Raw genomic sequence first — 17,057 nt, forward strand, 5'->3', positions numbered from 1 at the left:
GGCGTTTTTTTGTTTTTAGCTATTCATCTCGCGCTGTCATTCCGGGGCGATGCGTAGCATCGAACCCGGAATCTCGAGGTTCCGGGTTCGGTCCTGCGGACCGCCCCGGAACGACAATCAAAACATCACGCCCGCGGCGCGCAGCGGACGTAGACCATGTTGCCGTAGCGGGTGGCGGCGTCCTTGTCGATGAAGCGGGTGATCATGACGCGGCCGTCGAAGGAGACGATCTCACGGTCCTGCTCACCGGGGGTGGGACCGGCCGGCCCGATATAGTTCTTGCCGCTCGGCGAACCCTTTAGCCGCAGCTCCTGCGGCGTCGCCTGGTCGGCCAGATGCATGACCACGCCGCCGGAGGAGCCGGCGGTGATCACGTAGGGGTTCTTGCACTGGGCCCTCGCCGCGGCCTCGGTGCGGGCGCGGTCAGCCGGGTTCTGGAACGAGGCGAGGCCCCAGCGGCCGACGATCTCGTCGGCGCGGATGCTCGCCGGCATCTCCGGGCCGGCGCCGGGCTCGGCCTCGGGCGGCGGCGAAGACGACGAGAACGACGGCAGGCTCAGGCCGCCGCCGCAGGCGCCCAGCAGCAGCGCCAAGCCAGAAGCGGCAACCAGATTGGCGACCGTGCGCGCGTGAGCTGAACTGATCATGGCATTCCCCCGAACCAAACCATGGCCGCACCCCTCCTGCAGCCAAGCGCAAAACCGCTGCCGGAGCAATGACGTCCTTTAATACGTCTGGGCTCCGAACGAGTTTCCAATGCCACCATCCTATATCCGCCTCACCAATCGCTTAACCACCTTTGCTTGACAGGATCGCGGCCAAGCCATATTTCCGGGCGCACTATTAGCACTCGGAAAGCCCGATTGCTAAGCGCGCCGTTCGATCCTCGGCAAGAGGGGGGACGGTAGCGCCGCCCCACCCACTTTCCGCTACTTCCGAAGCGAGCCTCCAAAGGGAAACGTCATGGCTAAGTCCAAATTTCGTCCGCTGCATGACCGTGTCGTGGTCAAACGTATCGATGCCGAGGAAAAGACCAAGGGTGGCATCATCATTCCGGACACCGCCAAGGAAAAGCCGTCCCAGGGCGAGGTTGTCGCCGTAGGTCCCGGCGGCCGCGACGAGGCCGGCAAGCTGATCCCGATCGACCTCAAGGTCGGCGACCGCGTGCTGTTCGGCAAGTGGTCGGGCACCGAAGTCAAGATCGACAACGAAGATCTCCTGATCATGAAGGAGTCGGACATCATGGGCGTGATGGCCTAAGGCCAGACGCCTGAACGGCCGCTGAATGTCATGCCCGGATCGCCCGATCCGGGCATCCATCATTCCGCCGGCCACATGACGAAACAAGACACATCACGAAACACGAGGGACTGCAGAAATGGCTGCCAAAGACGTCAAGTTTTCCGGAGACGCGCGCGATCGCATGCTGCGCGGCGTCGACATTCTCGCCAACGCCGTCAAGGTGACGCTCGGCCCGAAGGGCCGCAACGTCCTCATCGAGAAGAGCTTCGGCGCTCCCCGCATCACCAAGGACGGCGTCACCGTCGCCAAGGAGATCGAGCTCGAGGACAAGTTCGAGAACATGGGCGCCCAGATGCTGCGTGAGGTCGCCTCCAAGACCAACGACCTCGCCGGCGACGGCACCACCACCGCGACCGTGCTGGCCCAGGCCATCGTGCGCGAAGGCGCCAAGGCGGTTGCCGCCGGCATGAACCCGATGGACCTCAAGCGCGGCATCGACATCGCGGTTGCGGCCGTCATCAAGGACATCGAGAAGCGCGCCAAGCCGGTCGCCGCCTCCTCCGAGGTCGCCCAGGTCGGCACCATCTCGGCCAACGGCGATGCCGCCATCGGCAAGATGATCGCGCAGGCGATGCAGAAGGTCGGCAACGAGGGCGTCATCACCGTCGAGGAGAACAAGTCGCTCGACACCGAGGTCGACATCGTCGAGGGCATGAAGTTCGACCGCGGCTATCTCAGCCCCTATTTCGTCACCAACCCCGAGAAGATGACCGCCGAGCTCGAGGACGCCTACATCCTCCTGCACGAGAAGAAGCTCTCGGGCCTGCAGGCCATGCTGCCGGTGCTCGAAGCCGTGGTGCAGTCGGGCAAGCCGCTCGTCATCATCGCCGAGGACGTCGAGGGCGAGGCGCTGGCCACCCTGGTCGTCAACCGCCTGCGTGGCGGCCTCAAGGTCGCCGCCGTCAAGGCGCCGGGCTTCGGCGACCGCCGCAAGGCCATGCTCGAGGACCTCGCGATCCTCACCGGCGGTCAGCTCATCTCCGAAGACCTCGGCATGAAGCTCGAGAACGTCACGGTGAAGATGCTGGGTCGTGCCGGCAAGGTCGTGATCGACAAGGAGAACACCACGATCGTCAAGGGCGCCGGCAAGAAGCCGGAGATCGAGGCCCGCGTCGGCCAGATCAAGGCCCAGATCGAGGAGACCACCTCGGACTACGACCGTGAGAAGCTCCAGGAGCGCCTCGCCAAGCTGGCCGGCGGCGTCGCGGTGATCCGCGTCGGCGGCGCCACCGAGATCGAGGTCAAGGAGAAGAAGGACCGCGTCGAGGACGCGCTCAACGCCACCCGCGCCGCGGTGCAGGAAGGCATCGTCCCCGGCGGCGGCGTCACGTTGCTCCGCGCCAAGAAGGCTGTCGGCCGTCTCACCAACGCCAATGCCGACGTCCAGGCCGGCATCAACATCGTGCTGAAGGCGCTGGAAGCTCCGATCCGCCAGATCTCGGAGAATGCCGGCGTGGAAGGCTCGATCGTGGTCGGCAAGATCCTCGAGAACAAGTCCGAGACCTTCGGCTTCGACGCCCAGACCGAGGACTATGTCGACATGATCGAGAAGGGCATCATCGATCCCGCCAAGGTGGTGCGCACCGCGCTCCAGGACGCCTCCTCCGTGGCCGGCCTGCTGGTGACCACCGAAGCCATGGTCGCCGAGACGCCGAAGAAGGAAGCCCCGCCCGCCATGCCCGCCGGCGGCGGCATGGGCGGCTTCTGAGCTCATTCCCACCTGACAATGTTACGAAGGCCGCCTCCGGGCGGCCTTCTTTTTTGCCGACCCTGCCCCGCTGCTTTCCGATTCAACCCGCGGCCAAAACCCACTACGGTGGCGCCGATTCTATTGTTTGAGCATGATCTTTTCGGAAAACCGCTTCACACTTTGCGCTGACGCGGCCCTCCGGGTCCGGATCATGCTCCACTGCTCGAGGATTTCATCGATGCGCGCGCTTCTGGTTTGTTCGACGGCCCTTTTGGCGGCTCTGCTCGCCGTCTCGCCCGAAGTCGCTTCCGCCCAGATGAAGCTGTCGCCGAAGGCCACGGCGCCGGGCGGGACCGAGACGCGCTATTTCACCTCGATCGACGGGCTGATGGACGGCAATGCCGACGTGATCCTGAAGGAGACGCGCCAGGGCAAGACGGTGACGGCGGCCGTGCTCGACGTCTGCTACCCTGTCGCAAAGAATTCGGACCGCAAGGACCGCTTCGTCGTCAATCTCCAGGTCGCCGGCCAGAACCTGACGGGCACCACGCAGAGTTTTGGCGAGAAGGCGCCCGTCAGCGTCAAGCTGCTGCGCAAACAGTCTGGGGACACATTCGAATTCCGCGGCCAGATCAGCATCGGCCAAGCCGTCACCGAGGTCACCTCGCCCGACAATTCCGATCTGAGCGAGAAGGAATTCCAGGACAACCAGACTTCGGACGACGGCATCACGCCGCAGCCGAAGGATTTCACCGACGTCTCGCCGGAGGCGATCGCGGTGAAGGTCAAGCTGGACGCGGCGACCGAGTTCCTGAAAAGCCTGAAGGGCCAGGCGGTCGAGGTGACACTGGCGAGCCTCACCGTCGGCTGCGACGCGCTGCGCGCCGGCGAGCAGACCATCAACATGTCGGTCGATCCGGAGCGCGCCGCTGCGCTGCTGGCAAAATTCAAGGCGATGCCGGGCGTCACCGCCGCGGGCTGGACCGCGGGCATGACCGAGATGGACCGCACCATCCGCTTTGCCGCCACCGACTGGCGCGACGGCGACAAGATCAACAAGGACAAGCTTGCGGCCGCCGTGGCGGGTGTGCTGAGCAGGACGCTCGCGGCAAAGCCGGTCTCGCAAAGCGTCAACCCGGCGACCGGCAAGCTCAAGCTGGTGTTCAAGCGGCCGAACCAGGATTTCCCGGCCCTCGAGCTCACCGACACGATCGAGGTCGCAGGGCTTATCTCGCCCGACAAGCCGGGCACCACCGACAAGCTCATGCTCTGGATCGGCAGCCCCGCGACTACGACCGCCGACGAGAGCAGCGGCGCCAAGCTCAATCTCTCCGATGAGGCTTCGGCCGACGAGGAAGGCGATCAGCCCGACGACAACGGCTCGATCGAGGCGCTGACGAAGGAGCTGAAAGGCCAGCGCTGGGATGCGGACAAGTCGGTGTGGAAGTAAGCTCTCGTGCCCCGGACGCAGCGCAGCACGTCAGTGATGCGCTGCAGAGCCGGGGCCCAAAGGCTACAAGCGAGGTCGGGGATGGAGGCTGGGTCCCGGCTCTGCGCCGCGTCCGGGACACGAGAGCCGAGCTAATTCCCGTTGACGCGAAAGCGCAGCGGCTTGGGGCCGAGCAGCGTCAGCACATCGCCTTGACGCTTCCACGTCTCGACACTGCTCAACACTGCGACGAGTTCGTCATCCGCCTGCGCTCTTGCCGGCGGACAGGAACGATCCTGGATCTGGCCGGGAACGAAGATCACGGTGTTGCCGGCAACCGAGAACTGGCCCTTGCCGCCCTTGCACCAGAGCTCCAGCACGACCTCGCCATTGTCGCCGATCTCGATGTTCGGAATCCGCTTCGAGCCGGGCTGGGGCAGCGCCTCCAGCGTCATCTCGGTGCCGAACGGGAAACCGTCCTCGGCACGCGCGAGCGTGGACATCGCGAGCATTGCAACCGCCAGACATACCATCTGCTTCAGCGAAACCATGAAACCTCTCGACCGACCTGATTTGCGGCACCTTCTATAAGACGGCGGCGCCATTGAGAAGGCTCGCGCAATGCGGATGCAAAAATCCCCGCGGGGGGGTGAACCTCGCGGGGATTTGCGTTGAAGCCGATGCGGCCCGCTACTTCAGCACCATCGCCGTGAACGGATAGACATAGGCCTGCAACGTCACGAGCACACCGACGAGACAGGCCAGCACGATCGAGTGCCAGAACACGAAGCGCAGGATGGTGCCCTCATGGCCGTACCAGTTGGTCGCGGTCGAGGCGACCACGATCGATTGCGCGTCGATCATCTTGCCCATCACGCCGCCGGACGAGTTCGCCGCGCCCATCAGGATCGGCGACAGGCCGAGTTGCTCGGAGGTGATCTTCTGCAGGTTTCCGAACAGCACGTTGGAGGCGGTGTCCGATCCCGTCAGCGCCACGCCCAGCCAGCCGAGCAGCGTGCCGAAGAAGGGATAGAGCACGCCGGTTGCGGCGAAGGCGAGACCGAGCGTCGCGTCGACGCCGGACAGCCGCGTCAGCGTGCCGATCGCGAGCATCGCCGAGATCGTGATCAGCGAGATCGCGCACAGCCGAATGGTGCGACCGTATTGGACCAGCAAGCTGCCGGGACCGACGCCCATCAGGAAGCCGGAGATGATCGCCGCGATCAGCATGCCCGTGCCGGTGAAGGACAAATAGGTGAAGCCGAACACCGCACTCTCCTTGGTCGGCCCTGGCGCCACCGGCGGCATCTTGTTGATCATCTGATGCAGCTCGGGGACGGGATAGTTCCAGGTGAAGATCGAGTTCGCCCAGGTCTTGAAGCCGCCATTGCCCCAGATCAGCATCACGATGCAGACGATGATCCACGGCAGCAATGCGCTGAACAGCTCGCTCTGCGTCAGCGGCGTCTTGTCGAGCGGTTTTGCCGCGGCCATGGTGGCCGCCGATTCATCGCGCCCGCGCAGCGCCGGCGACAGCCAAAGCTGCCTCGGCTGCCAGACCTTCAGGAACAGGATCAGCGCGCCCATCGAGATCAGTGACGCCCCGATGTCGACGATCCAGGGATTGATGTAGTTCGAGATCACGAATTGCGGGATCGCGAACGACACGCCGGTGACGAGGATCGCCGGCCAGACATCCTTCATGCCCTTCCAGCCCGCGAACGCCCACACCACCCAGAACGGTACGATCAGCGAGAAGAACGGCAATTGCCGTCCGACCATGGCGCCGAGGATGTAGGGATCGAGCCCGGTGACCGAGGCAAGGCCCTGGATCGGCGTGCCCAGCGCGCCATAGGCGACCGGCGCGGTGTTGGCGATCAAGGACAGGCCGGAAGCGGCGAGCGGCGAGAAGCCGAGGCCGATCAGCACCGCGCCGGTGATCGCGACCGGCGTGCCGAAGCCGGAGGCACCCTCGAAGAACGCGCCGAACGAGAACGCGATCAGCAGCAATTGCAGCCGCCGGTCCTCGGTGACGCCGCCGACCGCGCGCTTGAGCAGTTCGAAGCGGCCGGTGGTGACCGTCACCTGGTAGAGGAAGATGACGTTGAGGACGATCCAGCCGATCGGAAAGAAGCCGGTCACGATGCCCAGCACCGAGGCCCGGATCGACATGTTCGCCGGCATCGTGAAGATGAAGATCGTGATCAGATTGGCGACGATCACGGCGATGACCGCTGCGATATGAGCCTGGACGCGGCCGCTCGCGATCAGGACCAGCAGCGTGACGACAGGTATCGCCGCCGCGATGGTCGACAACACGGGGCTGTGCAGCGGATCATAGACTTGATTCCACATGGTCTTCCTCCCCCACGCATCTGTTGGGCAGGCAGCCTTGCGTGGACGGCCGAGCCTGCTTGACGCTGGAAGCGATAACCCCCGAGTTGGACGCGAATTCCTCGCGAATGCGGCGGTTCCCGCCTGCTCACAAGCTCGCGAAATCCTGGAGGCCCCCACCCCGCGCCGTTGCGCCCATGCTAGGGTTGCAAGCCGCGACAAGCCAACGCAAATTGCAGAACTTGCGACTTTAGTCTAAGCACGCCGCTTTTCCGCCATGGCCTCAGCCGTTTGGCACCGGAGCCGTTGTGCATATCCCTCAGGAGACAGAGCTCTGTGAAGAACATCAGCGCCACGCTCGCGACCGTCTGGCGAATTGCCATCCCCTATTTCCGGTCCGAGGATAAATGGGCTGGCCGCGGCCTGCTCGGCGTCGTCATCGCGATGGAGCTGGCGCTGGTGGCGATCAACGTGCTGCTCAATCAATGGCAGAACCGGTTCTACAGCGCGCTCCAGGCCTACGATCTCAAAGAGTTCGTCATGGAGGTCTGGATCTTCCTTGGCCTCGCTTTCACCTATGTCGCACTGGCCGTCTACAAGCTGTACCTGAACCAGTGGCTCCAGATCCGCTGGCGGCGATGGCTGACGCAACACTATCTCGGCGAATGGCTCGACGGCGCCACGCATTACCGCATGCAGCTCAAGGGCGATCCGGCCGACAATCCGGACCAGCGTATCACCGAAGACGTCAAGAACTTCGTCGAGCAAACGCTTGTCCTCGGCCTGGGTCTGCTGTCGTCGGTCGTGACGCTGGCCTCGTTCGTCGTCATCCTCTGGGGTCTGTCCAACAGGGCGCCCCTGCACCTATACGGCACCGACATCGTCGTCCCAGGTCTTCTGGTCTGGTGCGCGCTGCTCTACGCGATCCTGGGAACGGGGCTCACGCACTGGATCGGCGCCCCGCTCATCAACCTCAATTTCGAGCAGCAGCGCTTCGAGGCCGACTTCCGCTTCAACCTGATCCGCCTGCGCGAAAACTCCGAGCAGATCGCGCTGTTGAAAGGTGAGAGCGCGGAGCGAAGGCATCTCCTGCACCGCTTCGGCTTCGTCATTGCCAACTGGTACGCGATCATGGGTCGTACCAAGCGCCTCACCGCCTTCACCGCAAGCTACGGTCAGGCAGCAACGATCTTTCCGTACGTCGTGGTCGCTCCGGCTTACTTCGCCAAAAGCATCCAGCTCGGCGACATGATGCAGACCGGCTCGGCGTTCGGCAGCGTGCAGGACGCGCTGTCCTTCTTCGTCACGGCCTACCGCTCGCTCGCCGAATGGCGCTCAATCGTCGCCCGTCTCGACGGCTTCGAGATGTCGGTCAGCTCCGCGGCCAACATCGCGGCGCGCGAGCCCACCATCGGCGTTGCACCATCAAACGGCACGGCAATCACGCTTGCGCAGTTGCTGGTGAAGCTGCCGAACGGCGAGCCGCTGGTCAGCGCCGATGCTTTCATGGTCGAGCCGGCGGAGCGGGTGCTGGTGACCGGACCTTCCGGCTCCGGCAAGTCAACGCTGTTCCGGGCCATCGCCGGCATCTGGCCGTTCGGCACCGGAACCATCACCATTCCCGAGAAGGCAAGACTGATGATGCTGCCGCAGCGGCCGTATTTTCCGATCGGCCCGCTGGGCGACGCCGTGATCTACCCCGCTGAGCACGGCACGATCGCAGCCGAGAAGATCGCGGAGGCGCTCACCTCGGTCGGCATGCCGCGGCTGGCAAAAAGGCTCGACGAGGACGGCCACTGGAACCGGACGCTGTCGCTTGGCGAGCAGCAGCGCCTCGGGCTCGCCCGCGCGCTGCTGCATGTGCCGGACTATCTGTTCCTGGACGAGGCCACGGCGTCGCTGGACGAGCCATCCGAGGCCCGGCTGTACCGGCTGCTGGCGGAGAAGCTGCCGCAGGCCACCATCGTCTCGATCGGCCACCGCTCGACGCTGGATGCCTTCCACACCCGCAAGGTGACCATGGTGAAGGATGGCGAGATCCACGTTCTCGGCAAGGACGAGCCAGCCCAGGCGGAGCCGAGCGCGGTGCGTTGAGGCGGCACAACCGAGCCTGAGGCTATCGTAACCTCGATAGGACCTTCGTTGCAGCCATCCTTCGAGACGCCCGCCTCCGGCGGGCTCCTCGGGATGAGGTCTGTCCTCGCGGCAAGATCCTAGACCCTCATGGTGAGGAGCGCCGCCTTGCGGCGCGTCTCGAACCATGCAGGCCGAGCGCGCTCACAGGACGACCCTCTCCCCCAAAGCAAAAGGGCGGCAGATCACTCTGCCGCCCTCGTTAAGTCGTCTCGGGAAGAAACTTACTTCAGGTTGCTCATCGCCGTCAGGTCGAACGAGAGCTTGGCGATACCCGCCGCGCCGCACCAGTTGGAGCCAGCGCCGCCCGGGTTGATCGCGGTGACGTTGGTGGTGCCGGTGGCGTTGAACGCGCTGGTGAAGGCGTTGCAATCACCCTTGTTCAGGTCGGTGTCGGAGTAACGCAGGTCCAGCGTGAACACCTTGTAGGTGAAGCCGATACCGATGTTCCAGGTGTTGTAGTCCTTGTAGGGAATGCCGTTGGCGAACACGGTGCCGACGCCGGTGCCGTAGAAGGCGTCCGAAGTGCCGAACCACTGACGGCCGAACTCACCCGACACGTACATGCCGACGCCGGAGGCGCCGAAGGTCGTGCTGGGCGCCGTGTACTTGGCGGTCAACGAAGCGTAGTTGCCCCAGGCACCCGAGTTCAGGAAGTTCGGCGAATAATACTCGGTCGCGCCAACGGTGAAGCTGTCGTTGATGGTGTAGTTCACCTTGCCGTAGACTTCGAAGAAGCTGACGTCCTTCTTCATGACGTTGCCGTCGGCGAGGAAGATCGTGGTGGTGCTGACGCCGCAGACGTTGCCGCCGGGGACGCCGCCGGTGAGCACGTTGTCGGCGCAGCTTCCGCCCGGATACAGGTAGCCCCAGACGCCGATGTCGAAGGCAAAGGCGCCGAAGGTCGGGCGGATACCGCCGTAGATGTCGACTTCAGCAGCGGCGCGGTTGGCGAAGGAGATGCTCTCCGCGGACACGCCGACGTAGAGCTGGAGGTCCTTGTTGATGTTGTAGCGCGGCTCGAAATAAGCGGCGACCGACGGCTGGTGGTTCGACTGGGTGACGCCGCGGAAGATGTAGTCGCTGACCAGCGCGCCGCCGAAGGCGATGTCCCAGGGATCGAAGGCAGCGACCGGCGGGGCCTTCTTGGCCTTCACCGCCATGTCTGCCGCGAAAGCCGAACCCGTCGTCACCATTGCCAGCGCCGTTGCCAACAAAGCCACTTTTTTCATTTCGATCCCCATCACCAGTTCTTACCTAGTCGGTTTCCCGGAAGCCCCCCGGGGCGTACGACCTGTCTGCAAAATTGCGTTACCGCGACAATTTGGATTGCGGGATGCAAACCGTGAAGCAAAAAACACGGGCATCTGCCGACTTTTTAGGCGTTCTGACGATTCCACGACAGGTTGTCAGCCTGTGTGGCTTCTAGATCACATCATTTGCATTCCAAAGTGCACACGGGGCCCCGGGATACTACGTAGGCCCGGGGCCCCGTGGCACGCGTGCTACGAATCAGGTGACTCAAAAAAGGGCAGCCTCCGGCGGCCGAAGCCGCAATGCAAAAAGGCCGCAGCGTCGCCGCCGCGGCCTTCCTGTCATCAATCGTGGTCGTCGGGACGACCCAGCGCCTCTGGGCAGGGCCTAACCTTGCCCCTCGGCCGGCGTCGGTTCCGCAGAAGACGAAGGCATCGCCCAGCTTGTTTCGGCGACAGGCTCGGGAGCCGGAGCTGCCACCGGCGCTGACGGCTTCGGCGCGGGAGCTGCCTTCGCCTTCTTCGGCGCCGCTTTCTTCGCAGCCTTCTTGGCGGCCTTCTTCGGCGCTGCCTTCTTCGCAGCCTTCTTCGGCGCGGCCTTCTTCACAGATTTCTTGGAAGACTTCTTGGAAGATTTCTTGGCAGACTTCTTCGCGGACTTCTTGGCTGCCTTCTTCTTCGTCGCCTTCTTCGCCGCTACAACCTTCTTGGCCTTTTTGGCCTTCTTGCTTTTCTTCTTCTTCGCTTTCGCCATCGTGGTCCTCCTGTTGTCGCCGAACAATGGTCGATCGGGCGTCGTTCTGCCGTCACCCCGGGAGGAAAGTTCAGGCTCTGAAAGCTCAAATTTGCGCGTTCAGTGCCGGCCGCGACCCGCCCGTAGCCCAATCGAGAAGCTCAATCGTGTGTACGACCGGAACTGACGTGCCACTGGCAATCTGCACCATGCAGCCGATATTGCCCGCGGCAATCATGTCCGGCTTGACGCTCGCGATGTTGGCGACCTTGCGATCGCGCAACCTGCCCGCAAGCTCGGGCTGGAGAATGTTGTAGGTCCCCGCCGAACCGCAACACAAATGGCTCTCGGGCACATCTTTCACCACGAATCCATTCTTGGAAAGCAATTCTTTCGGAAGGCCCGTGATTTTCTGTCCGTGCTGCAACGAACACGCGGAGTGATAGGCGACGACGATGTTGTCTTGCCGTGCAGCCGATTCCAATCCGAGGCCGGCAACATATTCGGTGATGTCCTTGGTGAGCGCGGACACCTTCGCCGCATCGGCAGCGAGCGCTGTGTCCTCGCGCAGCAGATAGCCGTAGTCCTTGATCACGGTGCCGCAGCCGGACGCCGTCACCAGGATGGCATCGAGCCCCTCGCCAGCCGCCTCCTTCTGCCATGCAGCGATATTGGCGCGAGCCCGCGCCAGCGCATCATGGTCGTTGCCGAGGTGATGGGTCAGCGCGCCGCAGCATTGCTCGTCCCGGACCAGGACAACCTCGATGCCGTGGCGGGTGAGGAGGCTGATGGCCGCCTGATTGATGCGCGGCGCCAGCACCTGCTGGGCGCAGCCCTGGAGCAGCGCGACCCGGCCGCGCTTCTTGCCGAGCGCCGCGAACACGCTGCCGGGAAGCGGGCCCGGCGGTGGCAGCCGGTTCGGGGCCAGCGCCAGCATCGCCTTGAGGCGCTGGATCAGGCCGGGCGTCGCCGAGGGCCGCGGCGTCGGCAGGAGCACGGCCAGCGGACGGGCCAGCCGCGCCAGCCACATGCTGATGCGGAAACGCTGCGGGTCCGGCAGGACGAAGGCTAGCACCTGACGCAGCAGCCGTTCGGTGAGCGGGCGCTGATAGCGCTGCTCGATCCTGACCCGGGCCTGGTCGACAAGGTGCATGTAGTTAACCCCCGACGGGCAGGTCGTCATGCAGGACAGGCACGACAGGCAACGGTCGACATGCTTGACCACCTCGGCCGTCGGGGTCTGGTCCTTCTCCAGCATCTCCTTGATCAGATAGATGCGGCCGCGCGGGCTATCGAGTTCGTCGCCAAGCAGCACATAGGTCGGACAGGTTGCGGTGCAGAAGCCGCAATGGACGCAGGCGCGCAGGATCTTGTCGGCTTGCGCGATATCGGGGTCGGCGAGCTGCGCCAGTGAGAATTCGGTCTTCATTCAGCACGCGCCCCGCGTCAGCCGTCCACGGTTCAAAATGGTTTTTGGATCGAAACCGGCGCGGACGCGCTCGCTCAGAGCGGCAATGCCCGGGGCTTGCGGATGGAACACGTCGATCGTGCGCCTGACGTCCTCGGCCGCCCGGACCAGCGTGGCATGCCCACCGACGGCGTTGGCACGCTGGCGCACGGCCGGTTCATGCGCGTCGTCCTTCGGCGGCAATGCGGCCCAGATCAGGCCGCCGCCCCAATCGTAGATCACGTCGCCCCCGGTCTCGCGCACCAATTGCGTGCCGAGCGCCGCGCCAGACGCCGGTGGGCAGACGATCCGCCAGACCGGCCGGGCTCCCAGCGCGCCGCCGGCGGCGAACGGCACGACGTCGCGGATCGTGGCCCACAGCGCCGACGACGCAGCATCCTCGATCGGCGTCGCAGTTCCAAACGGCGCCAGCAATTCGCGCAGCGAGCCGGCGCGGTGCGCAGCTGAGGCCGTGATGCCCTCGAGCCGCAGCACGGTCAGCGCCTCGCCCTCGCCTGCGATGTCGCCGAGCCCCTCGGTCCCAGCCCGGAACGCCTGATACGGCAGGTGCGCGGCGGCGGAGACATCGAAGGGCGAGCCGAGCGCCGCGGTCATCGCCTTGTTGGCTGCGGCATCATCTAACCCGCGCAGCAGCAGCGTCCGCTCGGCCTCAGGCTTGGGCATCACCTTCAGCGTGACCTCGGTCATGACAGACAGCGTGCCCCAGGACCCCGCCAGCAGCTTGCAGAGGTCGTAGCCGGTGACGTTCTTCACCACCTTGCCGCCGGTCTTGAAGCTGTCGCCGAAACCGGAGACGGCATGCGCCCCCAGGAGGTGGTCGCGTGCCCCGCCCGCCTTGATCCGCCGCGGGCCGGCGAGGCCGGCCGCGATCATGCCGCCGATGGTGCCTGATGCCGGCGTGCCCAGCAGCGGCGCGGTATTCATCGGCTCGAAGGCGAATTGCTGGTTCTTGGCATCGATCAGCGACAGCACGTCGGCCAGCGGCGCGCCTGCCTGGAGCGTGACGATCAGCTCGTTCGGCTCGTAGGAGGTGACTGCATTCAGCGCGGAAACGTCGAGCACGGCGTTGGTCGCCATGGCGTGGCCGATGCTGCGCTTGCTGCCATGACCGATGATCTCGAGCGGCTGCTCATTGGCAATCGCCGCACGCACCACCTCTTCGACGTCTTTGGCGTCTCTAACCCTGAGCGTATCCACGCGTCTAGCGGGTAACGAAATTCGCCACCAAAATCAAATGCGGCGTGACGCCGACGACCACCGCCGGCGCGTTGGGAATCCGCCACGGGTCACATCGACGCTTCGATCCCAATCGAAGCGTTCACGACATCGACACTTCGATCACCGGCGAACCAAAGCCGGCAAGCCGTCGCTACAAGGTTGCGGCGGTCGCGATCGAGACCAACCGATGGAGACAGACATCATGAACCACTATGCCACGCAGAAATCTCTCAGCGACGCCGTCGATGGCGGCGGCCTGCTCGTCGTCGCGCAATGGGAGGCCAAGCCGGGCGAGGCCGACAAGGTCGCCGCGATCCTCGACCGTTTCCTGCCGGAGGCGCAGCGCGAGGACGGCGCCAAGCTGTTCCTGATCTCGCGCGCCAGGGAGAATCCAGCCCAGTTCCTGTTCTACGAGCTGTTCCGCGACGAGGCGGCCTTCAAGGCGCATCAGGAGAGCGATCACTTCAAGACCTATATCGCCGGCGAAGCGCTACCGCTGCTGGCGAAGCGCGAGCGGGCGCAATACGGACTGCTATAGGAGCCTGTTTGCACGCCGCGGTTCAAACCGGACCGCGGCGTGCGCTGTTAGATGATCGCGCGCAGCGGCGATTTGCGCAGGATCAACGCCGAGACGGCCAGGCTGCCGATCGCGGCCAGCATGGTCAGCAGCAGCGCCTTCGTGAGGGCAAAGAGCGGCAGTCCGTGCAGGAGCAGGGCGAAGCCTATCAGGATCGGCGGGTGGATCAGGTAGACGCCGAAGGCGTTGTCCGAGAACCATTTGGCGACCGATCCCTGCGCGTCGAAATAGCGACGATAGACGGCAAGCATCACCAGACCCATGCCAACGCAGACCAGCGCCTCCCACAAACACTTCCCGGCACTGATGAGGTTGAAGCCGCCTGCATAGAGCGCCGTGTCGCCGCTCAGACCACCCCCGAACAGCACGATCGCCGCAAACAGCGGTGCGGAAAGCGACAGGGCGAGCAGTCCCCACCGGATGCAGGAGCGTTCGGCAATCCCGAGCATCCAATTGCCGCGATAGCCGAAGCTGCCAGCTGCGAACATGAGAACATATTGCGGGATGTCGCCGGGGTGGACGTTGAGCACCGAGGCATCAGCATGGATCGCGATGCGAACCGCGAAGGTGGTCGCCGCCATGGCGGCGATAAACAGGACAATCCCCGTGCCGCGCAGCGCGAGCTGCGGCTCCCGCCATCCAGTCTGGCGGATGAGACCATAGAGAAGCGAGAACAGCAGCAGCACCGCGCAGAACCACATCGGCCCGGTCTCGGAGAGCCACTCTCCGTCCTCCAGATGGGTCAGCCATTGATGGCCGAAACCACCTTTGCCCCAGGTCCAGGAGAGAAAATACTGTGTGAGGGGGCCGATAACGAACATGTACAGCAAGGTCGGCAAGCCGAGCCTGAGCAGCCGGTCACGCGCAAATCTCGCGAAGCCTTTCCGGTCAAAGGCGCCAGCGGCGAAATAGCCGGCGATGAAGAACAGCGCCGCCATGAAGAAGGCCTGGAGGAAGCTCTGGTAGATGCCAAAGAAGAGCGCCGTGCCGAAGCCCGTCGCCTGCCGGTCCACATAGTACCAATTGCCGAACGGAGAGTAGGTGTCGCTGGCATGCATGCTCAGCACAAGGATGATCATCGACCAGCGGATGTTGTCGATGAACAGCAGCCGCGATGTCGTTCGCGGCTCGGCCGGCGCTTCGTCCGCGGCAGCTATCGCAACGTCCGCCATGTCGCTACCGTGCCGGAGATCCGGCCATCAAAACCGCGGGATATCCGGGAATGCCACCCTGCCGGCATGCACATGCATGCGGCCGAGCTCGGCGCAGCGGTGCAGGGTCGGAAACACTTTGCCGGGATTGAGCAGGCCTTGCGAATCGAAGGCGCATTTCAGGCGCTGCTGCTGGTTGAGGTCGATCTCGGTGAACATCTCCGGCATCAGATCGCGCTTCTCGATGCCGACGCCGTGCTCGCCGGTGAGCACGCCGCCGAACTCGACGCAGGCACGCAGGATGTCGGCGCCGAAGGCTTCCGCGCGTTCGATCTCGCCGGGCTTGTTGGCATCGTAGAGGATCAGCGGATGCAGATTACCGTCGCCGGCGTGGAACACGTTGGCGCAGCCGAGCTGGTATTTTTCGCCGAGTTCGCGAATTCGGGCCAGCGCCTTCGGCAGCGCGCCGCGCGGAATCGTGCCGTCCATACAGAGATAGTCGGGCGAAATGCGACCGACGGCGGGGAACGCGGCCTTGCGGCCGGCCCAGAACAGATTGCGCTCGGCCTCCGAGGTCGAGATCTGGCAGGTGGTCGAGCCGCAGGCATTCGCGATGGTCTCGACGCGATTGATCAGCTCGTCGACCTCGATCTTGGGACCGTCGAGCTCGATGATGAGGAGCGCCTCGACGTCGAGCGGATAACCGGCATGGACGAAGGCCTCGGCGGCGTGGATCGCCGGCTTGTCCATCATCTCCATGCCGCCGGGGATGATGCCGGCGCCGATGATGCGTGCAACGCATTCGCCGGCCGCCTCGACTTCTGCGAATCCAACCATCAGCGCCCGCGCCGTCTCCGGCTTCTGCAGAATGCGCACCGTGATCTCGGTGATGACGCCGAGCAGCCCTTCGGATCCCGTGATGACGCCCATCAAGTCGTAGCCGGAATTCTCCGCCGACTTGCCGCCGATGCGCAGGATCTCGCCGCTCATCAGGACGATCTCGCAACCGAGCACGTTGTTGGTGGTCATGCCGTATTTCAGGCAATGCACGCCGCCGGAATTTTCCGCGACATTGCCGCCGATCGAGCAGGCGATCTGCGAGGACGGATCGGGCGCGTAGTAGAAGCCGGCATGTGCGACCACCTGGCTGATGGCGAGATTGGTGACGCCGGGCTCGGTGACGACGACGCGGTTGTCGAAATCGATCTCGCGGATGCGCTTGAACTTGCCGAGCCCGAGCAGCACGCCGTCTTCCAGCGGCAGCGCGCCGCCGGACAGCGATGTGCCTGAGCCGCGCGGCACCACCTTGATGCCCTGCGCGGCACAATATTTCAGGACAAGCGAGACCTGCTCGGTCGTATCGGGCAGCACCACGACCATCGGTGGCTGTCGGTAGGCCGTCAGCCCGTCGGATTCATAGGCCCGCATCTCAGCCGCACTATCGATGACGCCTTCGCCGGGCACGATTGCGCGCAACGCAGCAATGATCTCGGCGCGGCGCGCAAGCACGGCCTGGTCACTCGCAGGCATCATGATGGCCATGACATATCCTTCCGACTCGTCGCCCACGATCAAATTTGTCGCGGCAAATCAACCACGTCCGCGCCTGTTTGGGTAGGCCATCCGAAAGTCGGAGCGACGATCTCAGGCGAGTTCGCTCTGGGACAAGTAGGAAATCATGAAACCTGTCATCGTTTCATGGCTTGTCCAAGCCGGGCGGGCCTGCCAAAACCGGCAGGTTCGACGATTGCCGACCAGATAAGAGCCCC

General features: G+C 64.3%; 14 protein-coding genes. 5 read left to right on the forward strand and 9 right to left on the reverse strand.

Annotated elements, in window-relative coordinates; all coding sequences use genetic code 11:
- Positions 1–125 precede the first annotated feature (125 nt).
- On the reverse strand, positions 126–647 hold the full coding sequence (locus AC1RR3_RS23680; RefSeq protein WP_492825510.1) for a hypothetical protein: 522 nt from the start codon (positions 645–647) through the stop codon (positions 126–128).
- Between the two features lie 316 nt (positions 648–963).
- On the opposite strand from AC1RR3_RS23680, the gene AC1RR3_RS23685 reads away from it, so the two are divergent.
- The 3 genes from AC1RR3_RS23685 to AC1RR3_RS23695 all read left to right on the forward strand — a co-directional run bounded on the left by AC1RR3_RS23685 (position 964) and on the right by AC1RR3_RS23695 (position 4,442).
- A complete protein-coding gene (locus AC1RR3_RS23685) occupies positions 964–1,260 on the forward strand; it encodes a co-chaperone GroES (protein WP_254134456.1) in 297 nt (98 codons plus the stop codon).
- A 118-nt stretch (positions 1,261–1,378) separates the two neighbouring features.
- Positions 1,379–3,010, forward strand: coding sequence for a chaperonin GroEL (groL, locus tag AC1RR3_RS23690; RefSeq protein WP_492825511.1), 1,632 nt, complete (start codon positions 1,379–1,381; stop codon positions 3,008–3,010).
- Positions 3,011–3,230: 220 nt separating this feature from the next.
- A complete protein-coding gene (locus AC1RR3_RS23695) occupies positions 3,231–4,442 on the forward strand; it encodes a hypothetical protein (protein ID WP_492825512.1) in 1,212 nt (403 codons plus the stop codon).
- 131 nt (positions 4,443–4,573) lie between these two features.
- On the opposite strand, the gene AC1RR3_RS23700 is transcribed toward AC1RR3_RS23695, so the two are convergent.
- The gene (locus AC1RR3_RS23700) at positions 4,574–4,972 is read right to left on the reverse strand and encodes an META domain-containing protein (RefSeq protein WP_492825513.1); all 399 of its coding nucleotides are present in this window, start codon (positions 4,970–4,972) and stop codon (positions 4,574–4,576) included.
- A gap of 139 nt (positions 4,973–5,111) precedes the next feature.
- Positions 5,112–6,776 (reverse strand): L-lactate permease, encoded by a 1,665-nt coding sequence (locus tag AC1RR3_RS23705; RefSeq protein WP_492825514.1) that lies wholly within the window; start codon positions 6,774–6,776, stop codon positions 5,112–5,114.
- Between the two features lie 315 nt (positions 6,777–7,091).
- Here AC1RR3_RS23705 and AC1RR3_RS23710 point away from each other — a divergent pair, with 315 nt between their 5' ends.
- Positions 7,092–8,849 carry an ABC transporter ATP-binding protein/permease gene (locus tag AC1RR3_RS23710; protein WP_492825515.1) on the forward strand — a complete coding sequence of 586 codons (1,758 nt, stop codon included), beginning with the start codon at positions 7,092–7,094 and terminating at the stop codon, positions 8,847–8,849.
- 263 nt (positions 8,850–9,112) lie between these two features.
- Here AC1RR3_RS23710 and AC1RR3_RS23715 read toward each other — a convergent pair whose 3' ends face one another.
- The 4 genes from AC1RR3_RS23715 to AC1RR3_RS23730 all read right to left on the reverse strand — a co-directional run bounded on the left by AC1RR3_RS23715 (position 9,113) and on the right by AC1RR3_RS23730 (position 13,539).
- A complete protein-coding gene (locus tag AC1RR3_RS23715; RefSeq protein ID WP_492825516.1) occupies positions 9,113–10,120 on the reverse strand; it encodes a TorF family putative porin in 1,008 nt (335 codons plus the stop codon).
- A gap of 409 nt (positions 10,121–10,529) precedes the next feature.
- Positions 10,530–10,895, reverse strand: a complete 366-nt coding sequence (locus AC1RR3_RS23720) for a histone (protein ID WP_492825517.1) — start codon at positions 10,893–10,895, stop codon at positions 10,530–10,532.
- Positions 10,896–10,980: 85 nt separating this feature from the next.
- Positions 10,981–12,303: a glycolate oxidase subunit GlcF gene (gene glcF, locus AC1RR3_RS23725; RefSeq protein ID WP_492825518.1), complete on the reverse strand. Its 1,323-nt coding sequence runs from the start codon at positions 12,301–12,303 to the stop codon at positions 10,981–10,983.
- On the reverse strand, positions 12,304–13,539 hold the full coding sequence (locus tag AC1RR3_RS23730) for an FAD-binding protein (RefSeq protein ID WP_492825519.1): 1,236 nt from the start codon (positions 13,537–13,539) through the stop codon (positions 12,304–12,306). It lies immediately after the preceding gene.
- A gap of 223 nt (positions 13,540–13,762) precedes the next feature.
- Between AC1RR3_RS23730 and AC1RR3_RS23735 the strand changes: the two genes are divergently transcribed.
- On the forward strand, positions 13,763–14,098 hold the full coding sequence (locus AC1RR3_RS23735; RefSeq protein ID WP_492825520.1) for a putative quinol monooxygenase: 336 nt from the start codon (positions 13,763–13,765) through the stop codon (positions 14,096–14,098).
- A gap of 47 nt (positions 14,099–14,145) precedes the next feature.
- Here AC1RR3_RS23735 and AC1RR3_RS23740 read toward each other — a convergent pair whose 3' ends face one another.
- Entirely contained in the window at positions 14,146–15,309 is a 1,164-nt protein-coding gene (locus tag AC1RR3_RS23740) for an acyltransferase family protein (protein ID WP_492825521.1), read from the reverse strand.
- A 27-nt stretch (positions 15,310–15,336) separates the two neighbouring features.
- A complete protein-coding gene (locus tag AC1RR3_RS23745; RefSeq protein WP_492825522.1) occupies positions 15,337–16,830 on the reverse strand; it encodes an FAD-linked oxidase C-terminal domain-containing protein in 1,494 nt (497 codons plus the stop codon).
- Positions 16,831–17,057: the final 227 nt, after the last annotated feature.

The sequence above is a fragment of the Bradyrhizobium sp. GW821-FHT13H05 genome, from assembly GCF_058804065.1.